Origin of the sequence: Marvinbryantia formatexigens DSM 14469 (assembly GCF_025148285.1) — a bacterium.
GTDB lineage: Bacteria > Bacillota > Clostridia > Lachnospirales > Lachnospiraceae > Marvinbryantia > Marvinbryantia formatexigens.
The window spans coordinates 2,456,116-2,483,015 of sequence record NZ_CP102268.1; the positions used below are offsets into that span (position 1 = coordinate 2,456,116).

19 protein-coding genes are annotated in these 26,900 nt (G+C 52.2%); 12 read left to right on the top strand and 7 right to left on the bottom strand.

Annotated features, from left to right (window positions below; translation table 11 throughout):
• Positions 1 to 76 precede the first annotated feature (76 nt).
• The 3 genes from NQ534_RS11670 (at position 77) to NQ534_RS11680 (ending at position 5,041) form a co-directional block, all read left to right on the top strand.
• The gene (locus NQ534_RS11670) at positions 77 to 1,105 is read left to right on the top strand and encodes a FecCD family ABC transporter permease (protein WP_040781361.1); all 1,029 of its coding nucleotides are present in this window, start codon (positions 77 to 79) and stop codon (positions 1,103 to 1,105) included.
• A gap of 578 nt (positions 1,106 to 1,683) precedes the next feature.
• Complete coding sequence (locus NQ534_RS11675; protein ID WP_040781239.1) at positions 1,684 to 2,781, top strand: ABC transporter ATP-binding protein; 1,098 nt, start codon at positions 1,684 to 1,686, stop codon at positions 2,779 to 2,781.
• Positions 2,782 to 3,364: 583 nt separating this feature from the next.
• The gene (locus NQ534_RS11680) at positions 3,365 to 5,041 is read left to right on the top strand and encodes an ATP-binding cassette domain-containing protein (protein ID WP_040781241.1); all 1,677 of its coding nucleotides are present in this window, start codon (positions 3,365 to 3,367) and stop codon (positions 5,039 to 5,041) included.
• A 107-nt stretch (positions 5,042 to 5,148) separates the two neighbouring features.
• Here NQ534_RS11680 and NQ534_RS11685 read toward each other — a convergent pair whose 3' ends face one another.
• Positions 5,149 to 5,724, bottom strand: a complete 576-nt coding sequence (locus NQ534_RS11685; RefSeq protein WP_040781244.1) for a TetR/AcrR family transcriptional regulator C-terminal domain-containing protein — start codon at positions 5,722 to 5,724, stop codon at positions 5,149 to 5,151.
• 182 nt (positions 5,725 to 5,906) lie between these two features.
• Here NQ534_RS11685 and NQ534_RS11690 point away from each other — a divergent pair, with 182 nt between their 5' ends.
• The 4 genes from NQ534_RS11690 (at position 5,907) to NQ534_RS11705 (ending at position 12,712) form a co-directional block, all read left to right on the top strand.
• Positions 5,907 to 7,994 (top strand): efflux RND transporter permease subunit, encoded by a 2,088-nt coding sequence (locus tag NQ534_RS11690; RefSeq protein ID WP_006859916.1) that lies wholly within the window; start codon positions 5,907 to 5,909, stop codon positions 7,992 to 7,994.
• Between the two features lie 30 nt (positions 7,995 to 8,024).
• Positions 8,025 to 10,553, top strand: a complete 2,529-nt coding sequence (locus tag NQ534_RS11695; RefSeq protein ID WP_006859917.1) for a YhgE/Pip domain-containing protein — start codon at positions 8,025 to 8,027, stop codon at positions 10,551 to 10,553.
• 377 nt (positions 10,554 to 10,930) lie between these two features.
• On the top strand, positions 10,931 to 11,782 hold the full coding sequence (locus NQ534_RS11700) for an AraC family transcriptional regulator (RefSeq protein WP_006859919.1): 852 nt from the start codon (positions 10,931 to 10,933) through the stop codon (positions 11,780 to 11,782).
• A 204-nt stretch (positions 11,783 to 11,986) separates the two neighbouring features.
• Positions 11,987 to 12,712, top strand: a complete 726-nt coding sequence (locus NQ534_RS11705; RefSeq protein ID WP_006859920.1) for a nitroreductase family protein — start codon at positions 11,987 to 11,989, stop codon at positions 12,710 to 12,712.
• Positions 12,713 to 12,795: 83 nt separating this feature from the next.
• Here NQ534_RS11705 and NQ534_RS11710 read toward each other — a convergent pair whose 3' ends face one another.
• The 5 genes from NQ534_RS11710 to NQ534_RS11730 all read right to left on the bottom strand — a co-directional run bounded on the left by NQ534_RS11710 (position 12,796) and on the right by NQ534_RS11730 (position 19,904).
• A complete protein-coding gene (locus NQ534_RS11710; protein WP_006859921.1) occupies positions 12,796 to 13,776 on the bottom strand; it encodes a hypothetical protein in 981 nt (326 codons plus the stop codon).
• Between the two features lie 426 nt (positions 13,777 to 14,202).
• A complete protein-coding gene (gene dnaB, locus NQ534_RS11715) occupies positions 14,203 to 15,531 on the bottom strand; it encodes a replicative DNA helicase (RefSeq protein WP_006859922.1) in 1,329 nt (442 codons plus the stop codon).
• A gap of 15 nt (positions 15,532 to 15,546) precedes the next feature.
• Positions 15,547 to 15,993 carry a 50S ribosomal protein L9 gene (rplI, locus tag NQ534_RS11720; RefSeq protein WP_040781249.1) on the bottom strand — a complete coding sequence of 149 codons (447 nt, stop codon included), beginning with the start codon at positions 15,991 to 15,993 and terminating at the stop codon, positions 15,547 to 15,549.
• Between the two features lie 13 nt (positions 15,994 to 16,006).
• Positions 16,007 to 18,055 carry a DHH family phosphoesterase gene (locus NQ534_RS11725; protein WP_040781252.1) on the bottom strand — a complete coding sequence of 683 codons (2,049 nt, stop codon included), beginning with the start codon at positions 18,053 to 18,055 and terminating at the stop codon, positions 16,007 to 16,009.
• A gap of 82 nt (positions 18,056 to 18,137) precedes the next feature.
• Complete coding sequence (locus NQ534_RS11730; RefSeq protein ID WP_006859925.1) at positions 18,138 to 19,904, bottom strand: DUF885 domain-containing protein; 1,767 nt, start codon at positions 19,902 to 19,904, stop codon at positions 18,138 to 18,140.
• A gap of 336 nt (positions 19,905 to 20,240) precedes the next feature.
• Here NQ534_RS11730 and NQ534_RS11735 point away from each other — a divergent pair, with 336 nt between their 5' ends.
• From NQ534_RS11735 to NQ534_RS11755, 5 genes are read left to right on the top strand one after another with little or no spacing between them, the layout of a single operon-like run.
• On the top strand, positions 20,241 to 20,735 hold the full coding sequence (locus tag NQ534_RS11735; RefSeq protein ID WP_157200707.1) for a SipW-dependent-type signal peptide-containing protein: 495 nt from the start codon (positions 20,241 to 20,243) through the stop codon (positions 20,733 to 20,735).
• Positions 20,732 to 21,538: a SipW-dependent-type signal peptide-containing protein gene (locus tag NQ534_RS11740; RefSeq protein ID WP_006859928.1), complete on the top strand. Its 807-nt coding sequence runs from the start codon at positions 20,732 to 20,734 to the stop codon at positions 21,536 to 21,538. Before NQ534_RS11735 ends, NQ534_RS11740 begins: the two co-directional genes overlap by 4 nt.
• A 15-nt stretch (positions 21,539 to 21,553) precedes the next feature.
• Positions 21,554 to 22,858: a hypothetical protein gene (locus NQ534_RS11745; protein ID WP_006859929.1), complete on the top strand. Its 1,305-nt coding sequence runs from the start codon at positions 21,554 to 21,556 to the stop codon at positions 22,856 to 22,858.
• The gene (locus NQ534_RS11750) at positions 22,833 to 23,333 is read left to right on the top strand and encodes a signal peptidase I (RefSeq protein ID WP_006859930.1); all 501 of its coding nucleotides are present in this window, start codon (positions 22,833 to 22,835) and stop codon (positions 23,331 to 23,333) included. Before NQ534_RS11745 ends, NQ534_RS11750 begins: the two co-directional genes overlap by 26 nt.
• On the top strand, positions 23,330 to 23,944 hold the full coding sequence (locus tag NQ534_RS11755; RefSeq protein ID WP_006859931.1) for a hypothetical protein: 615 nt from the start codon (positions 23,330 to 23,332) through the stop codon (positions 23,942 to 23,944). Before NQ534_RS11750 ends, NQ534_RS11755 begins: the two co-directional genes overlap by 4 nt.
• 316 nt (positions 23,945 to 24,260) lie before the next feature.
• On the opposite strand, the gene NQ534_RS11760 is transcribed toward NQ534_RS11755, so the two are convergent.
• On the bottom strand, positions 24,261 to 26,864 hold the full coding sequence (locus NQ534_RS11760) for a TIM-barrel domain-containing protein (RefSeq protein ID WP_050778254.1): 2,604 nt from the start codon (positions 26,862 to 26,864) through the stop codon (positions 24,261 to 24,263).
• Positions 26,865 to 26,900: the final 36 nt, after the last annotated feature.

Consider the following 26,900-nt stretch of genomic DNA (forward strand, 5'->3'; position numbering starts at 1 on the left):
CTGCCTTGGAAGAATGGCGTCTGTCCGGCATGGGCAGACAGGATTTGTTTTAACAGCGGTAAGGAGCGCGGAAAGCATGAAGCATAAATCTTATATCCGGTATCAGATTTCGTTTATTTTATTGTTTGTTCTGCTCGCTGTGCTCTTTTTCTGGAATATTAACTCCGGCAGTATTCATCTGTCGGTAAAAGAAGTCTACGATATTATTGTGCACCGGACAGGGGAGGATACTGCGTACAATATTGTCTGGGAAATCCGCCTGCCGCGTATTCTGGCGGCGATTATCCTGGGAGGCGCGCTTTCCGTGTCCGGTTTTCTGCTGCAGACGTTTTTTAACAACCCGATTGCCGGTCCCTTCGTGCTGGGCATTTCCTCCGGCGCGAAGCTGGTGGTTTCCCTCGTGATGATTTACCTCCTTGGCAAAGGGCTTGTAGCCGGGTCGCAGATACTGATTCTGGCGGCGTTTGCCGGTTCTATGATTTCGATGGGCTTTATTCTGTTGATTTCCAGAAAGGTAAACAGTATGTCTATGCTGGTAATCGGCGGCGTCATGATCGGCTATATCTGTTCCGCAGTTACGGATTTCGTGGTGACTTTTGCGGATGATTCCAATATCGTGAATCTGCACAACTGGTCGATGGGCAGCTTTTCCGGCATGAGCTGGGACAATATTTCTGTGATGGCGGTGGTGGTTTTTGCAGCGCTGGCTATCACCTTTTTGATGTCGAAACCGATCGGGGCATACCAGCTCGGCGAGGTCTATGCCCGCAACATGGGTGTGAATATCAAAGCGTTCCGCATACAGCTGATTTTGCTCTCCAGTCTTTTGTCCGCCTGCGTTACTGCCTTTGCCGGACCGATTTCTTTCGTGGGTATTGCGGTTCCGCATCTTGTCAAAAGTCTGATGAAAACAGCAAAGCCGATTCTGGTGATTCCGGCGTGCTTCCTGGGCGGCGCAGTCTTCTGTCTTTTCTGTGACATGATCGCCCGGACAGTATTTGCCCCCACCGAGCTGTCCATCAGCTCCGTGACGGCAATCTTCGGTGCTCCGGTCGTCATATATGCCATGTTCGCGCAAAAATCAAGCCGTGCGAAAATGGACTGATGTCTATGCGGCTGCTTGCAGACGCAGGAGACAGCAGCCATTTTCATAGGGCGGAGCCCGCGACCGAGATGGAGCGAAGCGGAATCGAGGTGAGCACGGCTTGATTTCGGGAAAAGAGAGAAAATGGACTGATGTCTATGCGGCTGCCTGCAGACGCAGGAGACAACAGCCATTTTCATAGGGCGGAGCCCGCGACCGAGATGAAGCGAAGCGGAATCGAGGTGAGCACGGCTTGATTTTAGGAAAAGAGCGAAAATGGACTGATGTCTATGCGGCTGCTTGCAGACGCAGGAGACAGCAGCCATTTTCATAGGGCGGAGCCCGCGACCGAGATGAAGCGAAGCGGAATCGAGGTGAGCACGGCTTGATTTCGGGAAAAGAGAGAAAATGGACTGATGTCTATGCGGCTGCTTGCAGACGCAGGAGACAGCAGCCATTTTCATAGGGCGGAGCCCGCGACAGAGATGGAGCGAAGCGGAATCGAGGTGAGCACGGCTTGATTTGAGGAAAAGAGAGAAAATGGACTGATGTCTATGCGGCTGCTTGCAGACGCAAGAGACAACAGAGGGGAGGTTTCTATGGATAATTTTTATATTTATACAGACCACATGACGGTCGGCTACAACGGCAGACCCTTAATCCGCGATATTGAAATCAAGGTGCGTCGCGGGGAGATTCTTACCCTCATTGGTCCGAACGGCGCCGGAAAATCCACCATTTTGAAGAGCATTACGAAACAGCTTTCCCTGATTGGCGGCACGGTTTATCTGGAGCAGAAAAATATGCAGGCGATGTCGGATAAAGAGCTTTCGCGCAAGCTGTCGGTGGTGATGACAGACCGCATCCGGCCGGAGCTGATGACCTGCGAGGACGTGGTGGCGGCAGGGCGTTATCCGTACACCGGGCGGCTGGGGATTTTGACGGACAATGACCGGAAAATTGTGCGGGAATCTATGGAGCTGGTGCATGCACTGGATTTGTGCGACTGCGATTTCACGCAGATCAGCGATGGACAGCGCCAACGGGTTTTGCTTGCAAAAGCCATCTGTCAGGAGCCGGAAATTATCATTCTGGATGAACCGACCTCGTTTCTGGATATCCGGCACAAGCTGGAGCTGCTGACAATCCTCAAAAAGCTCGTGCGTGAAAAGCAGATTGCGGTCATCATGTCGCTGCACGAACTGGATCTTGCGCAGAAAATTTCCGATACGGTCATTTGCGTGCACGGGGATAAAATCGATAAATACGGGACGCCGGAGGAAATATTCACGGACAGCTATATCCATAAGCTGTACGGGCTGACAAGCGGCAGCTATAACGCGGATTTCGGCTGCCTGGAAATGGAGCCGCCGCACGGCAGACCGGAAATTTTTGTAATCGGCGGGAACGGGAGCGGTATCGCACAGTACCGCAGACTGGCGCGCGGCGGCGTGCCGTTTGCTGCCGGTATCCTCCACGAAAATGATGTCGATTACGAGGTGGCGAAAGCGCTGGCGGCAGAGGTAGTCTGTGAAAAAGCCTTTGAGCCGGTCAGTGGGGAAACATACCAGAGGGCTCTTGCTGTCATGAAGGAGTGCCGTCAGGTGCTCTGCTGCCTGCAGGAATTCGGAACCCTGAACCAGAAAAACAGGGAGCTTCTGGAGGAAGCGAAACGGCAGGGAATAGAAATTGTGTAGCGACTGGGAACGGAAAACGGGGGTTGACATCCGCCGGAAATGAAATTATAATGGCAGAAACGAACGGTTATCGGAAAGGAGAAGAAATGAAGAAATAACAGACTTCTAGTAACAGAAAAGATGTCAGAGTGTTCTGCAGACTTTTGCAGACAGATGTTTTTTGGTTGCCATGCATCCGAAGGGAGCTGCCGGTGGCAGGTCCTGCAGGTGTTGCTGGAAGTGGGGTTATGTTCATTTCTTCTCTTTTTTCATGCGCGGAAACGGCGATTGCCTGCGCCGCAGTGCGGGACAGACGCCCGGCGGCTAAATATATGCACGCCGGTAAGCCTCCGCCGGATGACAATACATGCGGAGGGTTTCTGCCAGGCAGATAATGTGTGTGGCGAATCGCCACCGGGCGAACAATGCGTGTGGCGGTCGTCTGACGGACAGATAAAACGCACGGCGGGTCGCTATCGGACAGACAAACCGCGCTGGCATACTTCCCGGTGCGCGCGGGGCGTTGTGCAGATGAAAACAGAGAAAGAAAATACCGGTGAGCATCCCTCCTCTGGCAGCAGCTATTATGCCAGGGAGGGATTTTATGTCACAGATAAGCGTATCAGATCTTACCTTCTGCTATGAAGGAAGCTTTGACAATATTTTTGAAAATGTATCTTTTTCCATTGACACAGACTGGAAGCTGGGCTTTGTCGGGCGCAACGGAAAAGGAAAAACTACTTTTCTGAAGCTGCTGCAGGGAGAGCTGGAATACCGGGGGACAATCAGTGCTTCCACCGCCTTTGATTATTTCCCATACCAGGTGGACGAACGGCGGCAGAAAGCGTGCTTGGGTGAAATTCTGGAGGAAATCCGGCCGGACTGCGAGCTGTGGCGGGTAATCTGCGAGCTTGACAGGCTGCAGGCGCCGGCGGAGGTGCTTTACCGGCCGTTTTATACATTAAGCTACGGGGAGCGCACGAAGGTGATGCTGGCAATCCTTTTTTCGCGTGATAATTATTTTCTGCTGATTGACGAGCCGACCAATCATCTGGATGCAGGGGCGCGGGAGCTTGTGAAAGCGTATCTGCGCAGCAAAAAGGGGTTTATTCTGGTATCCCACGACCGCGATCTGCTGGATGCATGCGTGGACCATGTGTTGGCGCTCAACCGCAGAACCATTGAGGTGCAGAGCGGGAATTTTTCCTCCTGGTGGGAAAACCGGGAGCGCAGGGACGCTTTTTGCAGGGCGGAAAATGAAAAGCATCAGAAGGAAATAAAGGCGCTTGGCAGGGCGGCGGAGCGCGCGCAGAGGTGGGCGGAGGCGAATGAGAGGAGCAAAATTGGATTCGACCCGGCTAAGGAGCACGACCGCGGCAACGGCACGCGCCCGTATATCGGAGCAAAAACGAAAAAAATGCAGCGCCGGGTAAAAAATCTGCAGACGCGGATCGACAGCGAGATTGCGCAGAAAGAGGGACTTCTGCAGGATGTGGAAAATCCGGCGGAGCTGAAGCTGATGCCGCTTTCCTTCCGCAGGGAGGTGCTCGTGCGGGCGCGCGACTATACGCTTGCTTACGAAAACGGCGATGGAAGCTGCCGCGTGGTTTTTGACAAGCTTTGCTTTGAACTGCGCCGGGGTGAGCGGGTTTTCTTAAACGGGAGCAATGGCTGCGGAAAATCCAGCCTCCTGAAGGCAATCCTGGCACAGCAGGAGAAGAAGAACGGCAATGCGGCCGCCGGATATGGAAAAGAAGACCGGAACCGCGCGGAAACAGACGGTGAGAACATATGGAGTGGGGAGACGGACCGCACGAATGTATGGCGCGGGGAAACGGATTGCACGAATGCATGGCACGGGGAAACGGACTGCGCGGGCATACGGGAGAACGGGCTGCTGGAGATCTCCTCCGGACTGCGCATTTCTTACGTCAGTCAGGATACGTCTTTTCTGCACGGGGATATCGGCAGCTTCTGCGCACAGCAGATGCTGGAGGAAAGCCTGTTTAAGGCGGTATTGCGGCAGCTTGATATGGAGCGCGCGCAGTTTGCGAAAAATATGGAGGATTTCTCAGAGGGGCAGAAAAAGAAGGTGCTGCTTGCGGCAAGCCTGCTTCAGCAGGCGCATCTTTACATCTGGGATGAGCCGCTGAATTATATCGATGTTTTCACAAGAATGCAGATAGAGGAGCTGATTCTGAAATATGCGCCGACCATGCTGATTGTGGAGCATGATGTGCGTTTCCGGGAGCGGATTGCCACAAAGATAGTGGACCTGTAGGGATTGTCGGGGAGTCGGATGCCCCGACGCAGCATACGGGGCATCTGGCTGGCAGGGATGGCGGCATGGGAAATTTGCTTCTTGCTGCAGCCGGAGCAACATAAATATCAGTCCGGCTCAGGCGCCAGGATACCGTTGAGAGATTTCCGCATGGTTTCATAGATAAAACGGACGGTGGCTTCCCGGTTACGCGAGGAGCCATCCTTCAGCCAGTTTATTAGGATTCCGGCAATCGCCTCTGTGTAAAACTCTGTTACAAACTGACGGTAATCATCCTCCAGTTTCAAATGAAAATTTTCTTCCGCGGACTGTATGAGGGAAGAAATGATACCGGTAAATTCCGGGTAAAAGAAACGCTTCATTTCCTGCTGTCCGATAGAATCGTAGGCGCAGTTTAAAATATGGTCGTTCGATTCCACATAATCCATCACAAAGAGAATTGCTTCTTTATAATCTTTAATCAAATCAAACTGTTTTACCACTTCGATTGCTTCTGTTTCCAGCATCCAGCGCAGCAGCGCATAAATATCCTCGAAATGATAATAGAAGGTATTACGGTTTACACCGCAGTCGGCAATCAGCTCGCTGACCGTAATTTTGGAAAACGGCTTCTTTGCCATAAATTTTTTCAGAGATGCCGCCAGCATTTTCTTGGTATTCAGTGAGATTTCTTCATGCTTCATATACACTTCCCCCTTCTTATTAATTATACAGATGTCCGGCAAATTTTCAATAATCCGGAAAAAATTTATTAGACAAATTTTAATTTATGCCTATTTATGCACATTTGGCGTTGTCTGTCCATTCCAAATGACGGAAAATTACGCTATGCTTATTCCCGAAAACGAGAAAAGGGGTATGTCTGATGAAAAAGTTTTATACCGGAGTGGTAAAGTGCCGCAAAGCGATTATGGTATTGTTTATTGCGGCGGCAATCGCCGGTCTGTTCCTCAGCAGGCTGGTGTCAGTAAACTACGATATTACCGATTATCTTCCGCCGGATTCACCGTCCACGGTGGCGCTGGATGTGATGGGGGAGGAATTTGACGGCGGGATACCGAACGCCCGCGTGATGATTCGCGATGTGTCAGTCGTGCAGGCGCTGGAATACAAGGAAAAGCTGAAGCAGATTGACGGCGTGCAGGAGGTTACCTGGCTGGACGATGTTGTGGATGTGCGCGAGCCGCTGGAGACACAGGAGACGGATACGGTGGAAGCCTACTACAAAGACGACACGGCGCTGTTTACCGTTACCGTCGAGGAGGAAAAGCGTCTGGAGGCGGTAGAAGCCATGCGTGAGCTTGTCGGAGAGAACGGTGCGCTGACCGGAAACGCGGTTTCTACGGCAACGGCAACGACGGATACGGTGGCGGAAATTTCCAGAATCGTGGTAGTCGCGGTATTGTTTGTACTGCTGGTGCTGATTCTGACAACAAATTCCTGGGTAGAACCGTTGATTGTGCTGGGCGGTCTTGGCGTCGCTATTTTAATCAACAACGGGTCGAATCTCATCTTCGGGGAGATATCCTTTGTGACGAACGCCGCCGGAAGTATTCTGCAGCTTGCGGTATCGCTGGATTATTCCGTATTTCTGATTCACCGGTTTGAGGAATGCCGGAAAACAAATCCGAATGTCGAAGAAGCGATGGTTGACGCTCTGTGCAAATCTACGGGCTCGATTCTTTCCAGCGGTCTGACAACGGTAATCGGTTTTGTCGCACTCTGCCTGATGCGTTTCCTGCTGGGACCGGACCTTGGACTTGCGCTGGCAAAGGGCGTGGCGCTCAGTCTGATTACGGTGTTTATCTTTATGCCGGCGCTGATTTTATCGCTGCACAAGCTGATGGATAAAACACGTCATAAGAATTTTATGCCGTCTTTCCGCGGCTTCGGACGTCTGGTACAGAAGCTAATGCTGCCGCTGGTGTGTGTGTTCCTGGTTCTGGTTGTGCCTTCCTACCTGGCATCAAATTCGAACAGCTATTACTATGGTTCCAGCCATATGTTTAATGAAGAGACCCGGATGGGAAAGGACATCGCGCAGGTTGAGGCGGTTTTCGGACAGAGCGACAGCTATGTGCTGCTGGTGCCGGCAGGTCAGACCGCGGTGGAAAAGGAGCTGTCGGATGAGCTGCACACGCTGCCGGAGATAACAGGAATTATTTCTTATGTGGATATGGCGGGCTCGGAAATTCCCACGGAGTTTCTGGATGCGGACACACTGGCGCAGCTGCAGTCCGATAATTACAGCCGGATGGTGCTTTCCGTGGATGCCGACTACGAAGGCGAGGAAACCTTCCGGCTGGTGGAGCAGATACGGGAGATTGCGGAAAAATATTATCCGGGCACCTATTATCTGGCGGGCGAGGGCGTCAGCTCTTATGACCTGATGAATACGGTGACGGCGGATATGGTGAAGGTAAACGCGATTGCCATCGGCGCGGTGCTTGTGGTACTGCTGATACTGCAGAAATCCATCGTGCTGCCGGTAATCCTGGTACTGTGTATTGAAACGGCTATCTGGATCAATCTTTCCATACCGTATTTTGCAGGCGATATCGTATTTTACATTGCGTACCTGATCATCAGCTCCATCCAGCTTGGCGCGACCGTGGATTATGCGATCCTGTTTTCCGACCGCTATCGGGAAGCCCGGCTGACGTATTCCAAAAAGGATGCGATCGTGGAGACTGTTTCCGCGGTAACGGTATCGGTGCTGACATCGGGCAGCGTACTGACGGTGGTGGGCTTTCTGCTCGGCAAAATGTCTTCCAACGGACTGCTGGCGCAGCTCGGTATGTTCCTCGGCGTCGGGGCAATCTGCTCGCTGGTGATTGTGCTTTTTGTCCTGCCGGGATTCTTATATCTGCTGGACGGGTTATTTATAAAGAAGAGCGCCAAGGAGCACAAACCCCGCGCCCATGCGAAAAAACATGACGTGCAGGCTGGTTAAACAAGATATTTCAGAAGGGGGAAAATCATTATGAACCGAAACAGGAATTATAAGAAAACGATAGCGGCGGCGCTTTGTGTGGCGCTGTCCGCAGAAGCAGTCGCTCCGGCACTTGCGGCAGGAGCCATAGAGGATAAAGATGAAAATGTGTATGTCAACTTAAACCAGGATGGCAGCGTTTCCGGAATTTATGTGGTAAATGAATACACGCTCGGAGAGGACACGGAGATTGTGGACTATGGAGATTATTCCGCTGTAAAAAATCTTTCCACGGAGGATGAAATTCTTCTGGAGGATGGCAAGGTGACGGTGAATGCGGCAAAGGGAAAATTCCTTTACCAGGGCGACATGGCGGATACAACGCTGCCCTGGCTGATTGACATTTCCTATACGCTGGATGGCAAAGAAATTACCGCGGAAGAGCTTCCGGGCAAAAGCGGAGCGCTTAAAATTTCGGTGTCGGTGAAGGACAATCCGGCTTCGGACGACGAGTTTTTTGACAATTATCTGATGCAGGCGACGGTGACGCTGGATACGGAGAAATGCAGCAACATCCGGGCGGACGGCGCGACAGAGGCAAACGTCGGCAAGGACCGTCAGATTTTATACAATATCATGGCGGGGCAGGAAAAGGAATTTACGATAAGCGCTGACGTGACAGAGTTTGAGATGGATGCGCTTTCTTTCCAGGCGGTTCCGATGTCTTTTGATATCGATGTGGATTCTCTGGACACAAGCTCGATTACGGAAAAAACGGATGAGATCAAGGATGCGGCGGAGGAATTTGATGATGGAGCGGGAGAGCTTGACGATGGCGCGCAGGAGCTTCTGGACGGCGTAGAGGAACTGAAGGATGGTGCAGAGGAACTGAAGGACGGCGCTTCTGATTTAAACAGCGGTACGGGAGAGCTGGTATCCGGAGCGGGCGAGCTGTCTTCCGGCACGGGCGAGCTGGTATCCGGGGCAAATGAGCTGTACTCCGGAGCGGCTTCCTTAAACAGTGGACTGAAAACATTAAACAGCGGCGCAAAATCTTTGAATAAGGGTATCCAGAGCGCTGCGTCGGGCGCACAGGCTGCGCAGAAGGGCGCGAAGGAGCTTGCGGAAGGGGCAAAGGAGGCTGCTGAGGGCAGCATGGAGTTAAAGGACGGTTCCGCAACACTGGCGGAAAGCCTTAAGCAGCTGCAGACGGGCGCAGGCAGTCTGCAGGCGGCGCTGAACACGCTGACGGAAAAATCGCCGGAGCTTACCGGAGGCTCGTCGCAGATTCAGGCGGCGCTTCTGCAGATCCAGAAGAGTCTGGACGGCATCACGGTCGGAACAGAGCAGATGCAGACGCTGCTTGACAGTTCCACCGCGATTCTGACGGCAATCGGGCAGGCGGCGGACGGCGCGCAGGCGGTATCCGACGGACTGGCGCAGATACAGGGCAGCTATAGTCAGATTGACGGGCTGGAAACACAGAACAGCAGCGCGTCCGCTTATCTGAGGGGAATCGCTGCGCAGGCATCGGGAATTTACAGTGGACTGGATGATAAGACGAAGCAGTTAATCAGCAGCATGGCCGGCGTAGATGTCCAGAGCGTTATTGATATGGTGAATAATGTTGCCAGCCTTCTGGACGCCAATACAACGGCATTTGAATCTTTAAAGAGCGGCATCGATGCGGCAGGCACGGGAGCCGCCAGCGTTTCGGCAGGCATGGCACAGCTGGAGCAGCAGTACCAGCTTTTCGATGCGGAGGTACAGAAGCTGCCGGTGGTGCTGGAAAACATGATTACGGCAAACATGGAGCCGCTGAAAGAGGGAATTGACCAGCTTGTAACGGCGGACGCCACATTGAACGCAGGTATCCAGGAATACACGGAGGGTGTTCGGGCGGTTAAGGAAGGCTATGATGCGCTGTATACGGCATTCGGACAGGTGACGGAAGGCGCTGCATCGCTGGCAGAGGGCGCGGAGGCGCTTGCGGAAGGCAACAGCGCGCTTGCCGAGGGCTCAGAGGAGCTTTACAGCGGAACAAAATCTCTTGCTTCCGGGGCAAAACAGCTTTCCTCCGGCTCAAAAGAACTGGCATCCGGAGCGGGAAGCGCCGCAAAGGGCGCGTCGCAGCTTCAGTCCGGCGCCGGCAGCCTGGCAGGGGGCGCAGATGCGCTGCGCCAGGGCGCAGGCTCCCTCTACAGCGGAACCATCACGCTGCAGGACGGCGCGACACAGCTCTATGACGGTACCGTGGAGCTGTCGGACGGTGTCTCGGAGTTGTATGACGGCGTTGTGGAGCTGAAAGACGGCACCGCAGAGCTGAAAGACGGTACAAACGAGTTCGTGGAAAAGACGCAGGACATCGACGAAACCATTGATGAAGAAATCGACAAGGCGGTCGATAAGATTGCCGGCGGCGACTTCGAACCGGTTTCCTTCACCTCAGAGAAAAATGAAAACATCGGTCTGGTACAGTTTGTCATGAAAACAGAATCCATTACCATACCGGAGGTGGAAGAAACAGAGACAGAGGAAGTGGAAGAAAGCATTTCGGAGAAGCTGAGGGATTTATTCTAACGGGAGAAAGGTAAGATACTGTTCACGCAAGGCTCAAACACCTGCTGTGAACGGAGTGAGCAGCAATAAATTTAATCCCCTTCGTCAGGCGAAAGCCTGATGAAGGGGATTATTTAGGTGAATCTGGTAGAAGGAATCGGTCCGACACTGCAGATAGCAGAATTTTACCGTTGCCTCCCTTTTGCATTTCTGATATAATTCAATTTTATATAGTGCATTGTCTTAACGGAAAAGAGAGAGTTTGTATGGGGATGTCCATTCAAGTTGTTTCGTTTTGCTGATATGATATGATGCAACCTCTCTTTTTGGTGCAGAAATTAAGAGGAAAAAAGCGAAGAAATACGATATACTGAAAAATATCAGGAGGATAACGGGTTATGGAATGGATAGAGAGACTAAATGATGCGATGGATTATCTGGAAGGGCACCTGACAGAGGAAATTGATTATGAAAAGCTTGGAAAGATTGCCTGCTGCTCTTCGTATCATTTTCAGCGCATGTTTGCCTATATGGCGGGTGTTCCTTTATCGGAATATATTCGCAGAAGGAAGATGTCGCTGGCAGCCGTTGATTTGCAGAGCGGGAATATGAAAATTATTGATGTGGCTGGAAAATATGGATATAATTCGCCAACTGCATTTAACAGGGCGTTTCAGTCTGTCCACGGAATGGCGCCTTCAGCCGTGAAAAATGAGGGAATATCTGTAAAAGCCTTTCCTCCTGTCCGGTTTAAGATTACAGTCAAAGGAGTGGAAGAGATGAATTACCGAATTGAAACAAAAGAGGCTTTCCGTATTGTGGGCGTGTCTGTGCCGCTGCATAAGGATATTGAGAAAAATTTTGCGGCGATACCGCCAAAGTGGGAGGAGATTTCTGCGAATGGAACACTGCAGAAACTTATAGGCATGATGGATACCCCGCCTATGGGTGTTCTTGGCATCAGCACCTGTAATGATACGGAGCCGTGGAGATACTATATTGCGGTATCTACTTCACAGGAAAACAATGACCTTGAAGAATACGTTGTTCCGGCAGCTACCTGGGCGGTGTTTCCCGGAGAGGGGACAAATCAGTCTATCCAGGAACTGGAGCGGCGCATTGTGACGGAATGGCTGCCAACTTCGGGATATGAGTATGGGGATGCGCCCGATGTTGAGGTTTATTTGAATCCGGACCCGCAGAATGCACAGTATGAGGTCTGGATACCGGTAGTGAAAAAAGAAAACTGAATTATGCGCATAAAAATAACCGCTATCTTTCGCCAAATGCGGTTATTTTTGTAACCAGATATGAAATGGGCTGACCGTCTATCGGCAGCGCTTTTGTTGTTTTTTGGCTGGCGTTTAATCTGGTATGAAGTATATGCTGTTTGACGCAGATAATTAGAATGTATATAATGGAAAACAGAAGTATGGAATGGAGGGAAGAGACATATGAATGAAATCATCCGGTCACTGTATGAGCGGAAGTCGATGCGTGTTTATGAGGAATGCCCGATATCGCCGGAGGATAAGCGGCTGATTCTGCAGTCCGCAATGGAAGCGCCGACGGCTGGAAATCAGCAGATGTATACGATTCTGGATATTACGAATCAGGAGCTGAAGGAAAGGCTCTCGGAAAGCTGCGACCATCAGCCTTTTATTGCAAAAGCGCCGATGGTGCTGATTTTCTGTGCGGATTATCAGAAGTGGGTGGATACGTTTACAGAGGCTGACGCACAGCCGCGAAAACCAGGCGTGGGAGATTTGATGCTGGCGGTTTGTGATGCGGTGATTGCGGCACAGAATGCGGTCGTTGCGGCGCAGAGCCTTGGGATAGGTTCCTGCTATATTGGTGATATTATGGAGCAGTGTGAGCTGCACCGGGAGATGCTGAAGCTTCCGGAATATGTGTTTCCGGCGGCAATGGTGGTGTTTGGCTATCCGACGCAGCAGCAGAAGGAACGACCAAAGCCGGAGCGCTGCCGTCTGGAGGACATTGTGCAGGAGAATGTCTATCGCAGACGGGAGGGCAGCGAGCTGCGACAGATGTTTGAGAAGGAGACAAGGAACCGTAGTTTTGAGGAGTGGGCGCAGGCGTTTTGTAAGCGGAAATATAATTCCGGGTTTTCAAGGGAAATGACGCGCTCGGTGGAGGAATATCTGAAATCCTGGATGTAGAAACGGGGCATTGATTTGCGGCTGCAGAAAAATTCCCCCTGCAAGAGCGTGCTTTCAGGGGGAAAGGCTTTGGTAAAATGTTCTTATGGTAAAGATAAAAGGTCTTTTAGTATGGCGGAAGCGGACATTTTCTGAAAACCGTCCGGGTCTGTGAGAGCGGCTTTGCCGGAAGTATCCCACCGCATCTGGTCGTAATCGCAAAGGTAGCTGCTGTCACAGGAACAGTCCGGGTAGCGGCTGTACCAGTCGGGATAGTATGTGCGCATGTAATGGCTGGCAAGGCGGACAGCCTGGCTGTCTACAGGGGCGGCAGAGGAAGTGCAGTTACCGGAACGTGTGCTGGCAGCTGTAGGAGTATGGCTGCTGTGGACGGGAGAATAGCTGATGCCGGGAGTGCTGCAAATGGCGGAGACCCTGGCCGGGCGGGGCGTGCCGCATAGCCGGACGCCGGGCGGGCTGGAGTGAAGCAGGACGACACTGCCATCGCTGCATTCTCCGATGGCAATCCAGACGTGGTCGGGCGAACTCATGATGTCTCCGGCGCGATAATTGACTATCTGGTTGCGGGGGATGAAGGTCCCCCAGCCGCGTGCGGCGAAATTGGCTGCCATATGGTGTGCAGGCATGACATAGCCGTATGGCGTGGCGCCGCGGACAGATGGGGTGGATGTATTTTGGACGTGAATGCAGCGCTGGGCGGTGTCAGTGCTTTCCGGATGTGAGAGCATAAAATGCTGATTGTAATTGGATAGAGGCATATGCATCAGATTATAAATGCACCAGCCTACGTATCCGGAGCAGTCGAGCCCGTCGTGAATCTGATAGCGGGTGGTGCGATAGTCGTAGGAAGCGGTCTGCTGACTGGCAAATGTTTTCCAGCGCGGACTGACGCCGATGGTGCAGGCTTCCCGTCCGGCGCCGGTGTCGGATTCGTTCCAGCCGCCGCCCCATACGTACATGGTGGAGCCGACCGGCTGAAGAGCAATCTGAAGGAAAAATTTTAAGGCAGGAAGCTGCGGATTGTGCAGCGTTCCTGCCTTTGTGGTCTGGGAAAAATGTGGCAATAGAAGACCTCGCTTTATGATAGTGACCGGGCTTCGCCCTATAAGCACACCGCCCTAACCAGCCTTTTGCATGCAAGTACGACGCAGGAGCCGGAACAGGCTCTAACGAGCCATGCTGTCATCTCGATTCCGTTCGTAAACTCACTTCATCTGCGCTGCACACTTTCGCACTAAGCTCGAAAAGACCTCGCTAAGTGCTCAATGCGTCGCTGACCGGGCTTCGCCCTATAAAATGTGCACAGAAAACATCTGCTTACGTGCAAGCACGACGCAGGAGCCGGAACAGGCTCTAACGAGCCATGCTGTCATCTCGATTCCGCTACGCTCCATCTCGCTGACCGGGCTTCGCCCTATAAGCACATCGCCCTAACCAGCCTTTTGCATGCAAGCATGCACGGCTGTTTACGACGCTGTCCTTGCATGGCTCTACTTACGCATGTTTGCGAATTTGGTGTATTGTGGGAGCCAGGCAAGCTCGATGGTGCCGATGGCGCCGTTTCTCTGCTTGGCGATGATGATTTCGGCTACGTTGGGTTTGGCGGTGTCTTTGTTGTAGTAGTCGTCACGGTAGATGAACATGACGACGTCGGCGTCCTGCTCGATGGCGCCGGATTCACGCAGGTCGGAGAGCATCGGACGATGGTCGGGACGCTGCTCGACGGCGCGGGAGAGCTGGGAGAGTGCAACGACGGGAACGTTCAGCTCACGTGCGATTGCTTTCAGGGAGCGGGAGATATCGGAGATTTCCTGCTGCCGTGATTCGGAGCGCCGGTTTCCTGTCATTAGCTGTAAATAGTCTATGATGATAATGCCCAGATTATGCTCCATCTTGTATTTGCGGCATTTGCTGCGCAGCTCCATGACGGAGATACCGGGAGTGTCGTCGATTATCAGGTTGGATTGCCCGATGACGCCGGCACCCTCAATCAGCTTTGCCCAGTCCTCGTCGGAAAGATTTCCGGTACGGATGGACTGGGAATCGACGCGGGATTCGAGGGAGAGCAGACGGTTGACGAGCTGCTCCTTCGACATTTCCAGACTGAATACAGCAACCGTGACATTTTCGCGGAATGCCATATGCTGGGCGATATTCAGCACCAGCGCCGTTTTTCCCATAGAAGGACGCGCCGCCACCAGAATAAGGTCTGATGGCTGGAAACCGGCGGTTTTATAATCCAGGTCGATGAAACCGGTAGGGATACCGGTAACGTTTCCTTTGGTCTTTGAGGCGAGCTCTATTTTATCCAGCGCATTTAAAACGACCTCCTTGATGGGAACGAAGTCCCCGGAGGTGTTCTGCTGGACAATATCAAAAATACGCTTTTCCGTGTCGGCGAGAATATCTTCCGTCGATTCTTTTCCGGCATAGCAGGCATTTGCGATTTCCTCATTTGCGCGAATCAGACGGCGCAGCGTCGCTTTGTCGCGCACGATATTCGCATAATGCCGCACGTTGGTAGAGGTATAAAATGTATCCAGCAAATCTTTGGCAAATTCCAGACTGGATATTTCCGGCGGGACATCCTTCTGCTGCAGGCGGTCCTGCAGCGTGACGAGGTCGACCGGTTTTCCTTCGTTGTAAAGCTCTACCATCGTGTCAAAAAGGACGCCGTACTGCTTCTGGTAAAAATCATCGCTGGTAATAATTTCCGACGCGGTGAGAATCGCATCCGTATCCATAATCATGGAGCCGATGACCGACTGCTCCGCCTCCGGGCTGTGCGGCATGACGCGCTTGATTAGAGATTCATCCATAATACTTGTGTCCTTTTATGCTTCTTTTACAGTTACCTTCAGCTCGGCAGTCACCTGCGGATGCAGCTTTACCGGAACGGTTGTGGTGCCAATCGCCTTAATCGGGGAGGCGAGCTGGATTTTCTTTTTGTCGATATCCAGATTATGCTGTGCCATTGCGGCTTCTGCGATTTCTTTGGAAGAAACGGAGCCGAAGGTCTTTCCCCCTTCGCCCACTTTGATGGAAACCACCACCTCTTTGCTGGCGATTTCTTCTGCGAAAGCCTTTGCCGCGTCAAGCTGCTCCTGCGCCACCTTTGCCTGGTTGGCTTTCTGCAGCTTCAGGTCGTTCAGATTTTTGGCGTTGGCTTCCACGCCGAGCTTTTTCGGCAGAAGCATATTGCGCGCATAGCCGTCGCTTACATTTACCATGTCCCCCTTTTTTCCGAGAGACTTTACATCCTGCAATAAAATTACTTTCATAATCTTTTCCTCCTTAAATAGCGCCTTCATCTTTCATGGTCTGAAGGGTTTCTTTTAATTTGTCTACTGCCTGCTGCGGTGTTACATCCTTAAGCTGCGCGCCGGCAATGTTCATGTGTCCGCCGCCGCCCATGCGTTCCATAATAATCTGTACATTCACCTCATCAATGGAACGGGCGCTGATATAAATCTGATTATTGTATGAGGTCAGTATAAAGGAAGCCTTTACGCCGGTAATATTCAGCAGCTCGTTTGCCGCCTGTGCGCCCACAATCGTCGGGCTGTCCAGTCCGGTGGACGGAAGAATACTGATGGCATAGTTGTCCAGATACAGCTCGGCATGGCGGACAGCCTCTGCGCGCGCCTTATAGGAAGCCATATCATTGCGCATCATCTTGCGTACCTTTGTGACATCCGCTCCGCAGCGGCGCAGGTAAGCGGCGGCCTCAAAGGTTCGTACGCCGGTTTTCGCCACGAAATTGTTGGTATCCACAATAATGCCGGCATACAGACAGTCCGCCTCAATGCTGGTGAGCTTCACGCCGTCGTCAAAATACTGCAGAATCTCCGCCACCATTTCGCAGGCGGAGGAAGCGTAGGGCTCAATGTAGGAGAGCGTTGCGTTTTTGATGACCTCGCTGCTCTGACGGTGATGGTCAAGCACAGCAATCGTGCGCGAGCGCTCCAGGAGCTCCGGGTATTCCGTGTTGCTCGGACGGTTGGTATCCACGACCACCAGCAGGGTATCGTTGTCCACCAGCTCGTCGGCGTCGCGGTGGTTGATGAACATGTCCGATTCGTATTCTTTGTTTTCCCGGAACAGATTTAAGTACGGGCGGATGGACGTGCTGTTTTCGTCAATCAGAATGTAAGCGCGCTTGCCAAGCACCCGTGCCGCCCGGTAAATACCGACGGCGGCTCCGAAGGTATCGATATCCGTTACCTTGTGCCCCATGATAATCACATCGTCGCGCGTGCTGATAAACTCGCGCAGCGCCTGCGCTTTCACACGCGCCTTTACGCGGGTATTCTTTTCCATCTGCTGCGACTTTCCGCCGTAGTAGGAAATACCGTCAGGGGTCTTTACCACCGCCTGGTCTCCGCCGCGTCCAAGAGCAAGGTCGATGGCGGCGCGCGAAAACTCGTAGGTCTCAATGTAGCTGGAACCGTTTGCGCCGATGCCGATGCTTAAGGTCAGCCGCATATCATTGCCGATATTGAGCGTTTTGATGTCCTCCAGCAGCGAAAACCGGTTTGTCTTGACAATATCGAGGTACTTCTGCTTCATGATAATATAATATTTGTCCTTGTCAAGCTTCTTCATAAGACCATGATGATTGCTGATAAATTTGTCGATCTTACGGTCGACAAGGGCAAGCAGCAGCGAGCGGCGCACGTCATCCGTGCTGTCCAGCACCTCGTCATAGTTATCGATGTAAATCAGCCCGACCACAAGACGCTGCTCTTCATTGGCGCGGAGCGCTTTTTTCAGCTCGGTATTGTCAAAAATGTAAAGCGTGTGCAGATAGCTCTGCTCCGCCGGAATGGACATTAAATCCGTGGAAGCGCTCCATTCGTCGATACAGATGCGCTTCAGCTCCGCACGGTAGTCACGGTCGTTCATGCGGAATTCAAAACTGACCGGTTCGCGCGACTGCGGAAGCTTGTCGGGCGTGATTTCCGGAATCAGATTGGTAATGCTTTTGTGGTAGCGGTTGCTCTTTTCCAGCATCATGCGCATGTGCTGGTTCATCCAGATGATTTTCCCGTCTATATCAAGCACGCCGTAAGGAATGGAAAATTCATCGAGCATCTGCTTCTGCACCTGCCCGTACTGGGCGGCAAAGGACACGAGGTCCGTCATCACCTTCGGCTTATACACAAACACCAGGACAATCACTACCGCCAGATAGCACAGAGTAAAGATTGAAGCTACAATCCCCGCTTTGATATCCATGAAGCATATAATAAAGGATAAGATGATAAACAGAACCGCCGTGATTACCGGCCAGGCCAGGTAAGGGCGCAGTCTTCCGCTGTATTTTGCTTTTGATTTTGGCATAATCATTCCTCGCTGTAAATGGTAGTTATTTATAGAATACATTATTATACCACACTTTTGTAAAAGAAAAAAGCCAAAATAGTTATTTGTTCGTGTTGTAGTACAGCTTCAGATATTTTTCTACTACGGGAAACGGCGCGGGACCAATCTGCAGAATCTGCCTGTGAAAATCCTTCAGGTCAAAGGCTTCCGGCCAGTTTTGGGAGCAGTAGCTGCGCAGGTCCAGAAAACTCAGATATCCGAGATAATATTTCAGGTAGTTTGCAGGTGCTTCGATGATGGCGTCAAAAATAGCGTCGGCGCTGTCCGGGTTTGTAAAGCCGAGGCTCTTAAGGAAGGCGGCGGTCTGTTCGCGCGTGTAGCCGCGGTAATGGATACAGATATCCAGAAGCGAGGAAAGACCGAGCATGACGGAGCGGTTCAGACGGCGGTATTCGGCTTCTGCCTTTGCGGCGCCGGAAGCGGAATCCGGCAGGGCATAATCGTAGCTTTCCATTTCCACATAGGTTGCCCATCCTTCGGTATAGCCGCCAAAGGAGAAGAGAGCGCGTACCGGGTCCAGATAATTTCCGGAGCTGACATTCTGATAAAGATGACCGGGATAGCCCTCATGCGCAAGCGTGGTATAAAGCTCCAGCGGGGAGGAAACACCGGCGCGGTTGATATAAATGACGTTTTCCGTCGGATTATCGATGGGCGGCGTCAGATAAAAAGCGGGACTTAAAAAATCCTCCAGGGATTTATGTACATATTTTACAGAACAGGATGTCTGCGGGGCGGCGGGATAATCGTCGCTCATTTTTTGCTGCAACTGTACCAGAATTTCCTCCGGGTCCGTCAAAATTCCCTCCAGATGTTCGCCGGAAGCGGCGGACGGATATTCCAGGAGCAGCGCGCGGCAGGCGAGTACGTCTTTGGAGAGCTGGTTTCGGATGCGCTGTTCAATGGCATCGACGGAGAGATAGGAGCCGACAGAGCTTTGCATCAGATACTCGTAATATGCCTTCCCGTAAGGAAAATAGCAGAGTCCGTTTTCGTTCTGTCCGGTGCCCTTCAGCGTTTCCAGTCCCTCAATGAGAAGCTCGTAGGCGCCGATTACATGCTCCGCCACAGCTTTCTGGTTTTCCGCTTTGAACTGCGCCCGTTCCCCGGCGGACAGAAAGTCGAGCGCATCCAGCTTTTCATTAAAAATAGTCACCAGCAGATTGTCAGCGGCGTCGCCGGAGCCGATAAAGGAACGGCACTGCGCCAGAATGGCATCGGCGTTTTTGTTGCTCATGAAAAGACCGGCGGCGGAGCGGGCGCGCTCAAATTTTAGCAGCGAGGCAAAATAGGTGTCCGTCTGGGCAATCAGACTGAGATATTCTTCAATGTCCGCTTTATCGGAAAAGGTGTATTCCGAGAGCAGAACGGGAAGCTGTGCCTGGATGCCGATGGTCGGTCCGAGCGGTTCCTGGTACAGTGCAAGGGCTTCCGCTTTTTTCTCATTTTCCAGAGCAAGAAGGAGGACATCGTAGGTAATCTGATTCTGCCGGGAAAGGTCGCTGTAAGAGATTTCAGAGAGCATCTGCAGATATTGCTGCGCGGAGGGCGATGCGGAGAGCACCAGGGAAATCTCCTCAGTGTTTCCGAAGGTTACCGGATAATCGGTAATGCCGTAGTCGGTGGGATTTTCTAGTGTATAGTGCAGGGTAAGCGTGCTGGCGGTAATTTCCTTCTGGAACATCGTCTGCGTAAAAGACTGAAATTCACCGGCAGCCTTCTGCGCACCGGCGGCGTTGTGGTAGCGCAGGGCGGCACAAAGCAGCAGACATCCGGCGGGAATTAAGGCAAGAGATAGCTTTTTCATAAAAATGCTCCACTATGATTTGTTTATTTTATGCCCGGCTGTGTCACGATATGAGGACAGAATCGTGTGCGATCTCTGCGATGCTTTTAAATCGGATCGGGTATCGCTGTCAGATGAGCAGCACTGAGCCCTGGCATCCCGCTGCTTTATTTGATTGTTTATATAATATGATGCTTTAAAGTATAAAATATAAAATAACACTTGCAATATGAAATGAAATGTGTTATACTGCAGGAGAAGTCGATGGAAAGCTCTTTTCCATATCAATTTCCGGCGAATCCGCCAGAGGCTCAGAGAAATGTAAAAATTAAAACAGAAAGGAACGTGAGCAGAAAAATGAAAAACTTTTTTATTGCCATGTTGGCAGGTGCGCTCATCCTGGGCGTAGGTGCAGGGGTGTCTTTCGCCTATCTGACCGCACAGGATGACGCGCAGAACAGCTTTGGGGTATCCTCCGTGGATATTACTATTGATGAAGAATTTGAACCGCCCGGAGAAATCACACCGGGAAAGGTCATCACAAAAGCGCCGCGCATATGCAGCAGCTCGGATACCGACTGCTATGTGCGGGCTGCCGTCCGCTTCACTGACAGCGATGCGGAAAACTGCTGCGAGGCGCTTGCCATCAATCCGGGATGGCAGGCTGGGGAGGATGGCTACTATTACTGGCAGGAACGGCTGCAGCCGGGCGGATGGACCGGTACACTGTTTGATAAGGTAACGATAAAACAAAACGCAGAAGAAATACCGCCGTTTGACATTCTGGTGTATGCGGAGGCGGTGCAGTGCGGAAATAATACTATGAAGGAAGCATGGGAGGAAATAGCATGAAAACAGCAGATACACAGAAAAATATCGTAAAGACAGCAAATATAAAGAAAAGTATCATAAAGACGGCAGGGATTGCGGCGGCGCTGCTTGCGCTGGTATTTGTCAGCATACAGGGAACGCTGGCATATCTGACCAGCCGGGAGAGCCTTGCAAATACGTTTACAGTGGGAGATCTGGAAATCGGACTAAAGGAACCGGACTGGGACCCGGAGGATGGGGATGGTGTGAATGTATATCCGGGGTACAGTGTATACAAGAATCCGACCGTGAAGAACATTACGTCGGATAAAAACGGCGAGGAGCCGTGCTATGCCCGGATGCGGATTCTGCTGGCGGACAGCAGCGGCACGCCGGTGACGGATGCCGGGCGACTGGCACTGATGAAGGCGATGATACGCTACGACAGTACCTATACGGGTTCCTATGAGCAGACTGGCACGGCAAAGAAGCTTGTGCAGGGGCGGATACCGGGATATTCTCTTGCGGAACTGGAGACGCTTCCGATGATAAATCCGCTTTTTGAGATTGATACCGAGAGAACAACAGAGAATGAAATTGTCTGCAATTATATGGGGGACGATGCGAAGGGCATTCTGAAAATTGGGGAGCAGGCGGTGCTCTTTACGACCCTTGCGCTGCCCACGGAGTGGAAAAATGAGCAGATTCGGACGCTGGGGGATTTTCAGATTATTGTAAAAGCAGAAGCGATACAGGCATCCGGGTTTGCCGGGCAGAAGGAAGCGCTTGCGGCGCTGGATGAAGAGATGCGGACAGAGCCGGGAACGGTGTCCGGCGACGCATAGTGCGGGGACGGGCATATGGGAAGGAAAATCGGAGTAATTGTGCTGACAGCGCTGTTTGCTTTGTCGGTGACGTTTATGGGGTACGCCTTCTGGAGCATCCAGAGCCGGACGGACAACGTGCTCACGATGGCGTCCTACCGGGCGCGGATCGAAGAGACATATGAGGTGCCCGCGCATGTAAATCCTTCGGAATCGGTAGAAAAAATGGTGCATGTGAAAAATGAGGGCACGGTGGATATTCTGGTGCGCGTTTCGGTGACAAAGGCATTCGGAACGCGGGATGCACAGGGAAAGCTCCACGTTGCGGATGAGCTGAATCCGGACATGATTGAGATTGTGTTCAACAGCCGGCTGTGGGAGCAGCGGGACGATGGTTGGTTTTATTATAAAAAGATTCTGCGGGCGCAGGAGACGACGGAGGAGCCTCTGATGGAATCCTATACCCTTTCTGCGAAGGCGGGAAACGAGTATAAGGGCAGGGATGCGGAAATCGTTATCTGCATGGAATCCGTGCAGGCGGACCGGGATGCGGCTTCTGTCTGGGGCGTCCGTATGGAGGAGCTTGGGATTGTTTTTCCGGAGGCGCCTGCAGCGGAAAAGACGACGGTTACGTATCTTGGCAGAGAGCAGGGGTTTTCGGTGAACACGAAAAATACTGATTTATTTGCCGCTTTTAAAAATCTGACGCCGGGATGCGGGCGCACGCAGAAAATACTGGTGGAAAACAAGAGTGCAGAAGCAGTGGAGATATTTCTGCGCGCAGAGCAGACGGAGCAGGAGCGGATGAGCACAGAGCAGGCGATGCTTGTGCAGCAGCTTCTCACAAAATATGCGGTGATAGAAATCAGGGAGAATGGAAAACTGCTTTATGAGGGCGCAGTATGCGGCTCTGGCGGCGCAGGGAAGAGCGGTTTATCTTCCGGAGAGAATGGCGCCTTCGGACAGGGCAGTCTGACTTCCGGGCAAAGCAGCACCGTGTCTGCACAGGGGCAGCAGGAGGATGGCGCTTCCATGCTGCAGGACATCAGTCTGGGACGGTTTGCGTCAGGAAGCAAAAAAACGCTGACAGTAAATCTGCGGCTTTCTCCGGAGATGGACAATCGTTTTCAGAAGCTGACGGGAAAGGTGGCATGGATTTTTTCCGCCCGTGGAGAGGACGGAACAGTGACGGAGAGGAAGGTTCCGGTGACGGCGGACAGTACCCGCATTATGATGTGGGCGGCGCTGCTTGCAGCGAGCATGCTCGCCGCGGCAATCGCGGTGTGGGCGGAAAGAAGGGACAGGAGGAACAGGCATGAAGATGTGGAAAAGGATAACTGACGGGCTGCTTGTGGTATTTCTGCTGCTTGCGGCGGCGATAGCCGTGCCGCAGGTCTTTGGAATCCGTGTCTATACGGTGCTCAGTCCGAGCATGGCGCCGGAGATTCCGGTTGGCAGCGCGGTCTATGTGAAAAAGGAAGCATTTGAAAAAATCCGTCCGGGCGACATCATTACCTGCCGCCCGGACATGGGGGATATTTATATTACGCACCGGGTAAGTGAAAAGGATGAGGCGGGGAGGACCCTTGTAACGAAGGGCGATGCCAACGAGACGCCGGATGGAAGGCGTGTGCGGGAGGAGGAGCTGATGGGTGTTGTGCGCCTTTCTGTTCCATATCTGGGGTATGCCGCCATGCTGTTTAGCGGTATGGGGGAAAAACTGCTGCTTGCAGGAGTGTTTCTGTGGCTTCTGCTGATAAAGATGATTCTTTCAAATGTGCTGAAAATGCGCAAAGAGGGGGTGACGATATCATGAAAGCGGAAAAAGTAGCGGCGGCGTTTCTGGGTGTGTCTCTTTTTGCGGTCTCTTCGGGGCTGACAAACGCATATCTGACGATGCGCCCGCAGGCGCTGAAAAATCTGATTACACCGGGGACGGTGGACATCGGACTGACGGAGACTGCCTGGCAGCCGGAAAAGGCGAAAGGGCTTACGCCGGGGAGTATCGTGCCGAAAAATCCGGCGGCAACGAATACGGGAGAAAGCGATGCCTGGATTTTTCTGCGGATATCAGTTCCGGTAAGGCATATTTCTGTGGTGAATCCGCAGACGCACAGAAAGGAACCGGCGGCGGATATGGGTGTGTTTTCTTTTTCGACCACGGAAGGCTGGGAGCGCATTTCGGATGAAAGAACGGAAGATTCCGTAAATTATGTGTACGGCTATCAGAAGCTCGTAGAGCCGGGAGGGCAGACCGCCCCGCTGTTTGAGACCGTAACGCTTGTTAATTATCTGGAAGGAGAGCTGACAGCGGCGGATGTACTGCAAATTCCCGTCCAGGCGGTCGCCGTGCAGGACCATGTATGCGAGCCGGGCGCACCGCTGGCGGAGATATATGAAGTTTATCTTGCGCAGGAGGAGCCGTAAGGCGGGGATGGAGAGTCCGGTGTAAAATGGGTGTGCTTACAACAGGATTGTGATACTGTTGCGCAGAAGTTTACGGAAGGAATCCGACGTCCTGTGTCTGTCCGAAGACACGTTGATTTTTTGATTTTGCTGCGCCGCCTGTTAGCAGCAATTTTGCCTCCATAGAAGCAGGTCGGACAAAATTGCTGCCGCTATGCTCGCAAAATCTGCAAAATCTGCCTATCGTCTTCGGACAGACACAGGACGCCGTATTCCATTGCAAATTTCTGGCGTAGTCTGTTCAGTCTGTTAATAAGGGTCCGGAACAGTGCGCTGTTTATAGGGTTATACGGCAGGCGTCTCCCTCGGAAACGGGCTGGAAGCTCTTTCCGTTTACGATAACTTCGGTGAGCGTCTCTGGTGTGTAAAGAACGAAGCCGGTGCACGGAAGCTTTGTTTCGATGACCGCTGTTGTGCCGCACAGTCTGGCATCAAGAGTATAGGCGGTTCCATCCGCAGTCTGCGCGGCGGAATCCACATTGTCACGGGCGTCCGGTGCGGCGGAATCCGCATTGACGCTGGTATTCGGTTCGACGGCGGCATCCACATTGACACGGGCGTCCGGTGCGGCGGAATCTGCATTGACGCTGGCATCCGGTTCGACGGCGGAATCTGCATTGACGCTGGCATTCGGTTCGACGGCAGAATCTTGATTAATGCCGGTATCCCGCGCGATGTCGGTGTACAGCGTGGTATGGATCTCGCTGACCAGATTCAGACAGATGGTGAAATCCTCAAAAAAGGTTTCCGGGGAATGCATACCTGCGTTGTTTAAAAGCGGGAGAACCGTATTTTCCCGGAAATAAAGAGGCAGCTCATCAAGAGGACAGCTTTCGCAGGTCCATAAAGCTCCGGAAATGCGCCCGCCGGTGTTCAGATTAATCCAGCTTCCGGCAGGCAGGTATACGTGCTGCGTCTGCTGGTCAAAGACCGGCGCAACTAAAAGCGCGTCGCCGAGCATGTACTGGGTGGAAACATCGCGTGCGCTTAAATCCTCCGGGAATTCCAGGAGCATTGCCCGCATCATGGGCACGCCGGTCCGGCAGGTTTCACAGGCGATGCTGTACAGATACGGAAACAGGCGGTAGCGAAATTTGTTAATTTTCAAAAATGCCGCCTGCGCTTCGGCGGAGTATTCCCACGGCTCCCGTGGCGTTGCCTGTCCGTGACTGCGGCTCAAAGGACTGAGAAGTCCCATCTGGGCGCTTCTTACGTATTCTTCATCTGTCGGTTTTGTGCGGTTGCCCTCGTAATCACAGTTATAGAAGCCGCCGATGTCAAAGCCCCAGAAGGAGACGCCGCTGATGCCGATGCTTAAGCCTCCGCGCAGGATGGCGGCGAGATTATTTTTGTGGGTGGAGGAATCGCCTGCCCAGTTTGCCGGATAATTCTGGCTTCCTGCATAACCGCTGCGGCCCCAGAGCATTGCCCTTTTGTGCTGCGCCTCCTTTACCTCCTTTGATGCCTCGTAAATAGTTTTCGCGTAGAGCAGAGGATACTTATTGTGCGTTTCTTTGCCGGTCGTCCCGTCAGAGAAGACGGCGGTCTCCGGGATTTCTTCGGAGAAATCTGTTTTGATGACACCGACGCCAAGCTCCATCAGTCTGCGGATTTTCTGCTTTGTATATTCAGCGGCATCCGGATTGGTAAAATCAACAGCGCCGGTTACCATGCCTTTCACGTCGCCTTCGCCCTCGGAGAGAGCAAATACGCAGGGGCTGCCGTCGGCGTTTTTGACGAGATAGCCAAGCCTTTCCAGCTTTTCAAATTCCGGATTGACGGTTTTATTATCGGTCCCGATGTATTGTAAAATATACGGGTACATCCAAAGGGAAAGCTGCACGCCGTTTTCATTGAGCTGCGCAATCATATCCGCCGGTTTCGGAAAGCGCTCTTCATCAAATTCCAGCAGACCGTCTGTTCCGGAGGTCTGCCATCCGTCTATGTGGATGACATCCATCGACATGCCGAACCGGGCGGCGCGTTTTACAACAGTCTCTACCTCATCGCGGCTCTGGTAGCTCATTTTTGACATCCAGAAGCCGAACGCCCATTTCGGAATCATGGGGGAACGACCACTTAAGGCGGTGTAATCCTGGATCAGTCCTTTATAGCTGTGGTTGCAGAATACATAATAATCCAGATAAGAATCGCAGGAGGACATGGTGAAGGATACACCGGAACCTGCGCCCATATCGAAGACGGTTTTTGTGAAGGTATTCAGCAGTACGGAATAGCCGTAGGAGCTCATAAAATACGGCATTCCTTTATAAGAGCGTTCAGAATTTGTGGAGAGAGCGTCCTTCTGCCAGATTTCCACCCGCTGTCCGCGCTTGTTAAAGCTGGTAAACTTTTCGCCGAAGCCATAGAAGGCTTCATCGACATGCATATAAAACGTGTCATATGTGCCAGTCACCTGACCGGTGGCGGGATTGCAGGAAAAACCAAGCGGCATCGCCTTATATTTCTGGTCAACATCCAGGTCCTGGATATTTTCTCTGGTAAGCACTCTGCCATCCAGCATTACAGAAAGCTCCCACGGGCATTTGCGGAAGGCAAGAGAAAGGCGCGGGGTGCGTATGTACACAAACAGTTCATCCTCGGTTACGGAAAAATTCCGGAGCTTTGGAAATTCAAATACGGGATTCAGTCGCAAATCCTCGCGGCAGAACGGAAACATCTGAAGCCGGAAAACATTTTCAGCGGCAAAGGATATCCTTACGGCTGCCTGGTTGCCGAGATATGTATCGGCAAGAAAAGTGACACCGTCATCGTCGATGCGGTACTGACGCATGATGCTGATAAAATCCTGGTTTTTTATACGGGAAGGAACATGATAGCCTTTTCTGCCATTATTATCAATATTTACAATTTTTGTCACAGGGTCTGACCTCCTTTGGGTTTTGTTTTGGCGCAC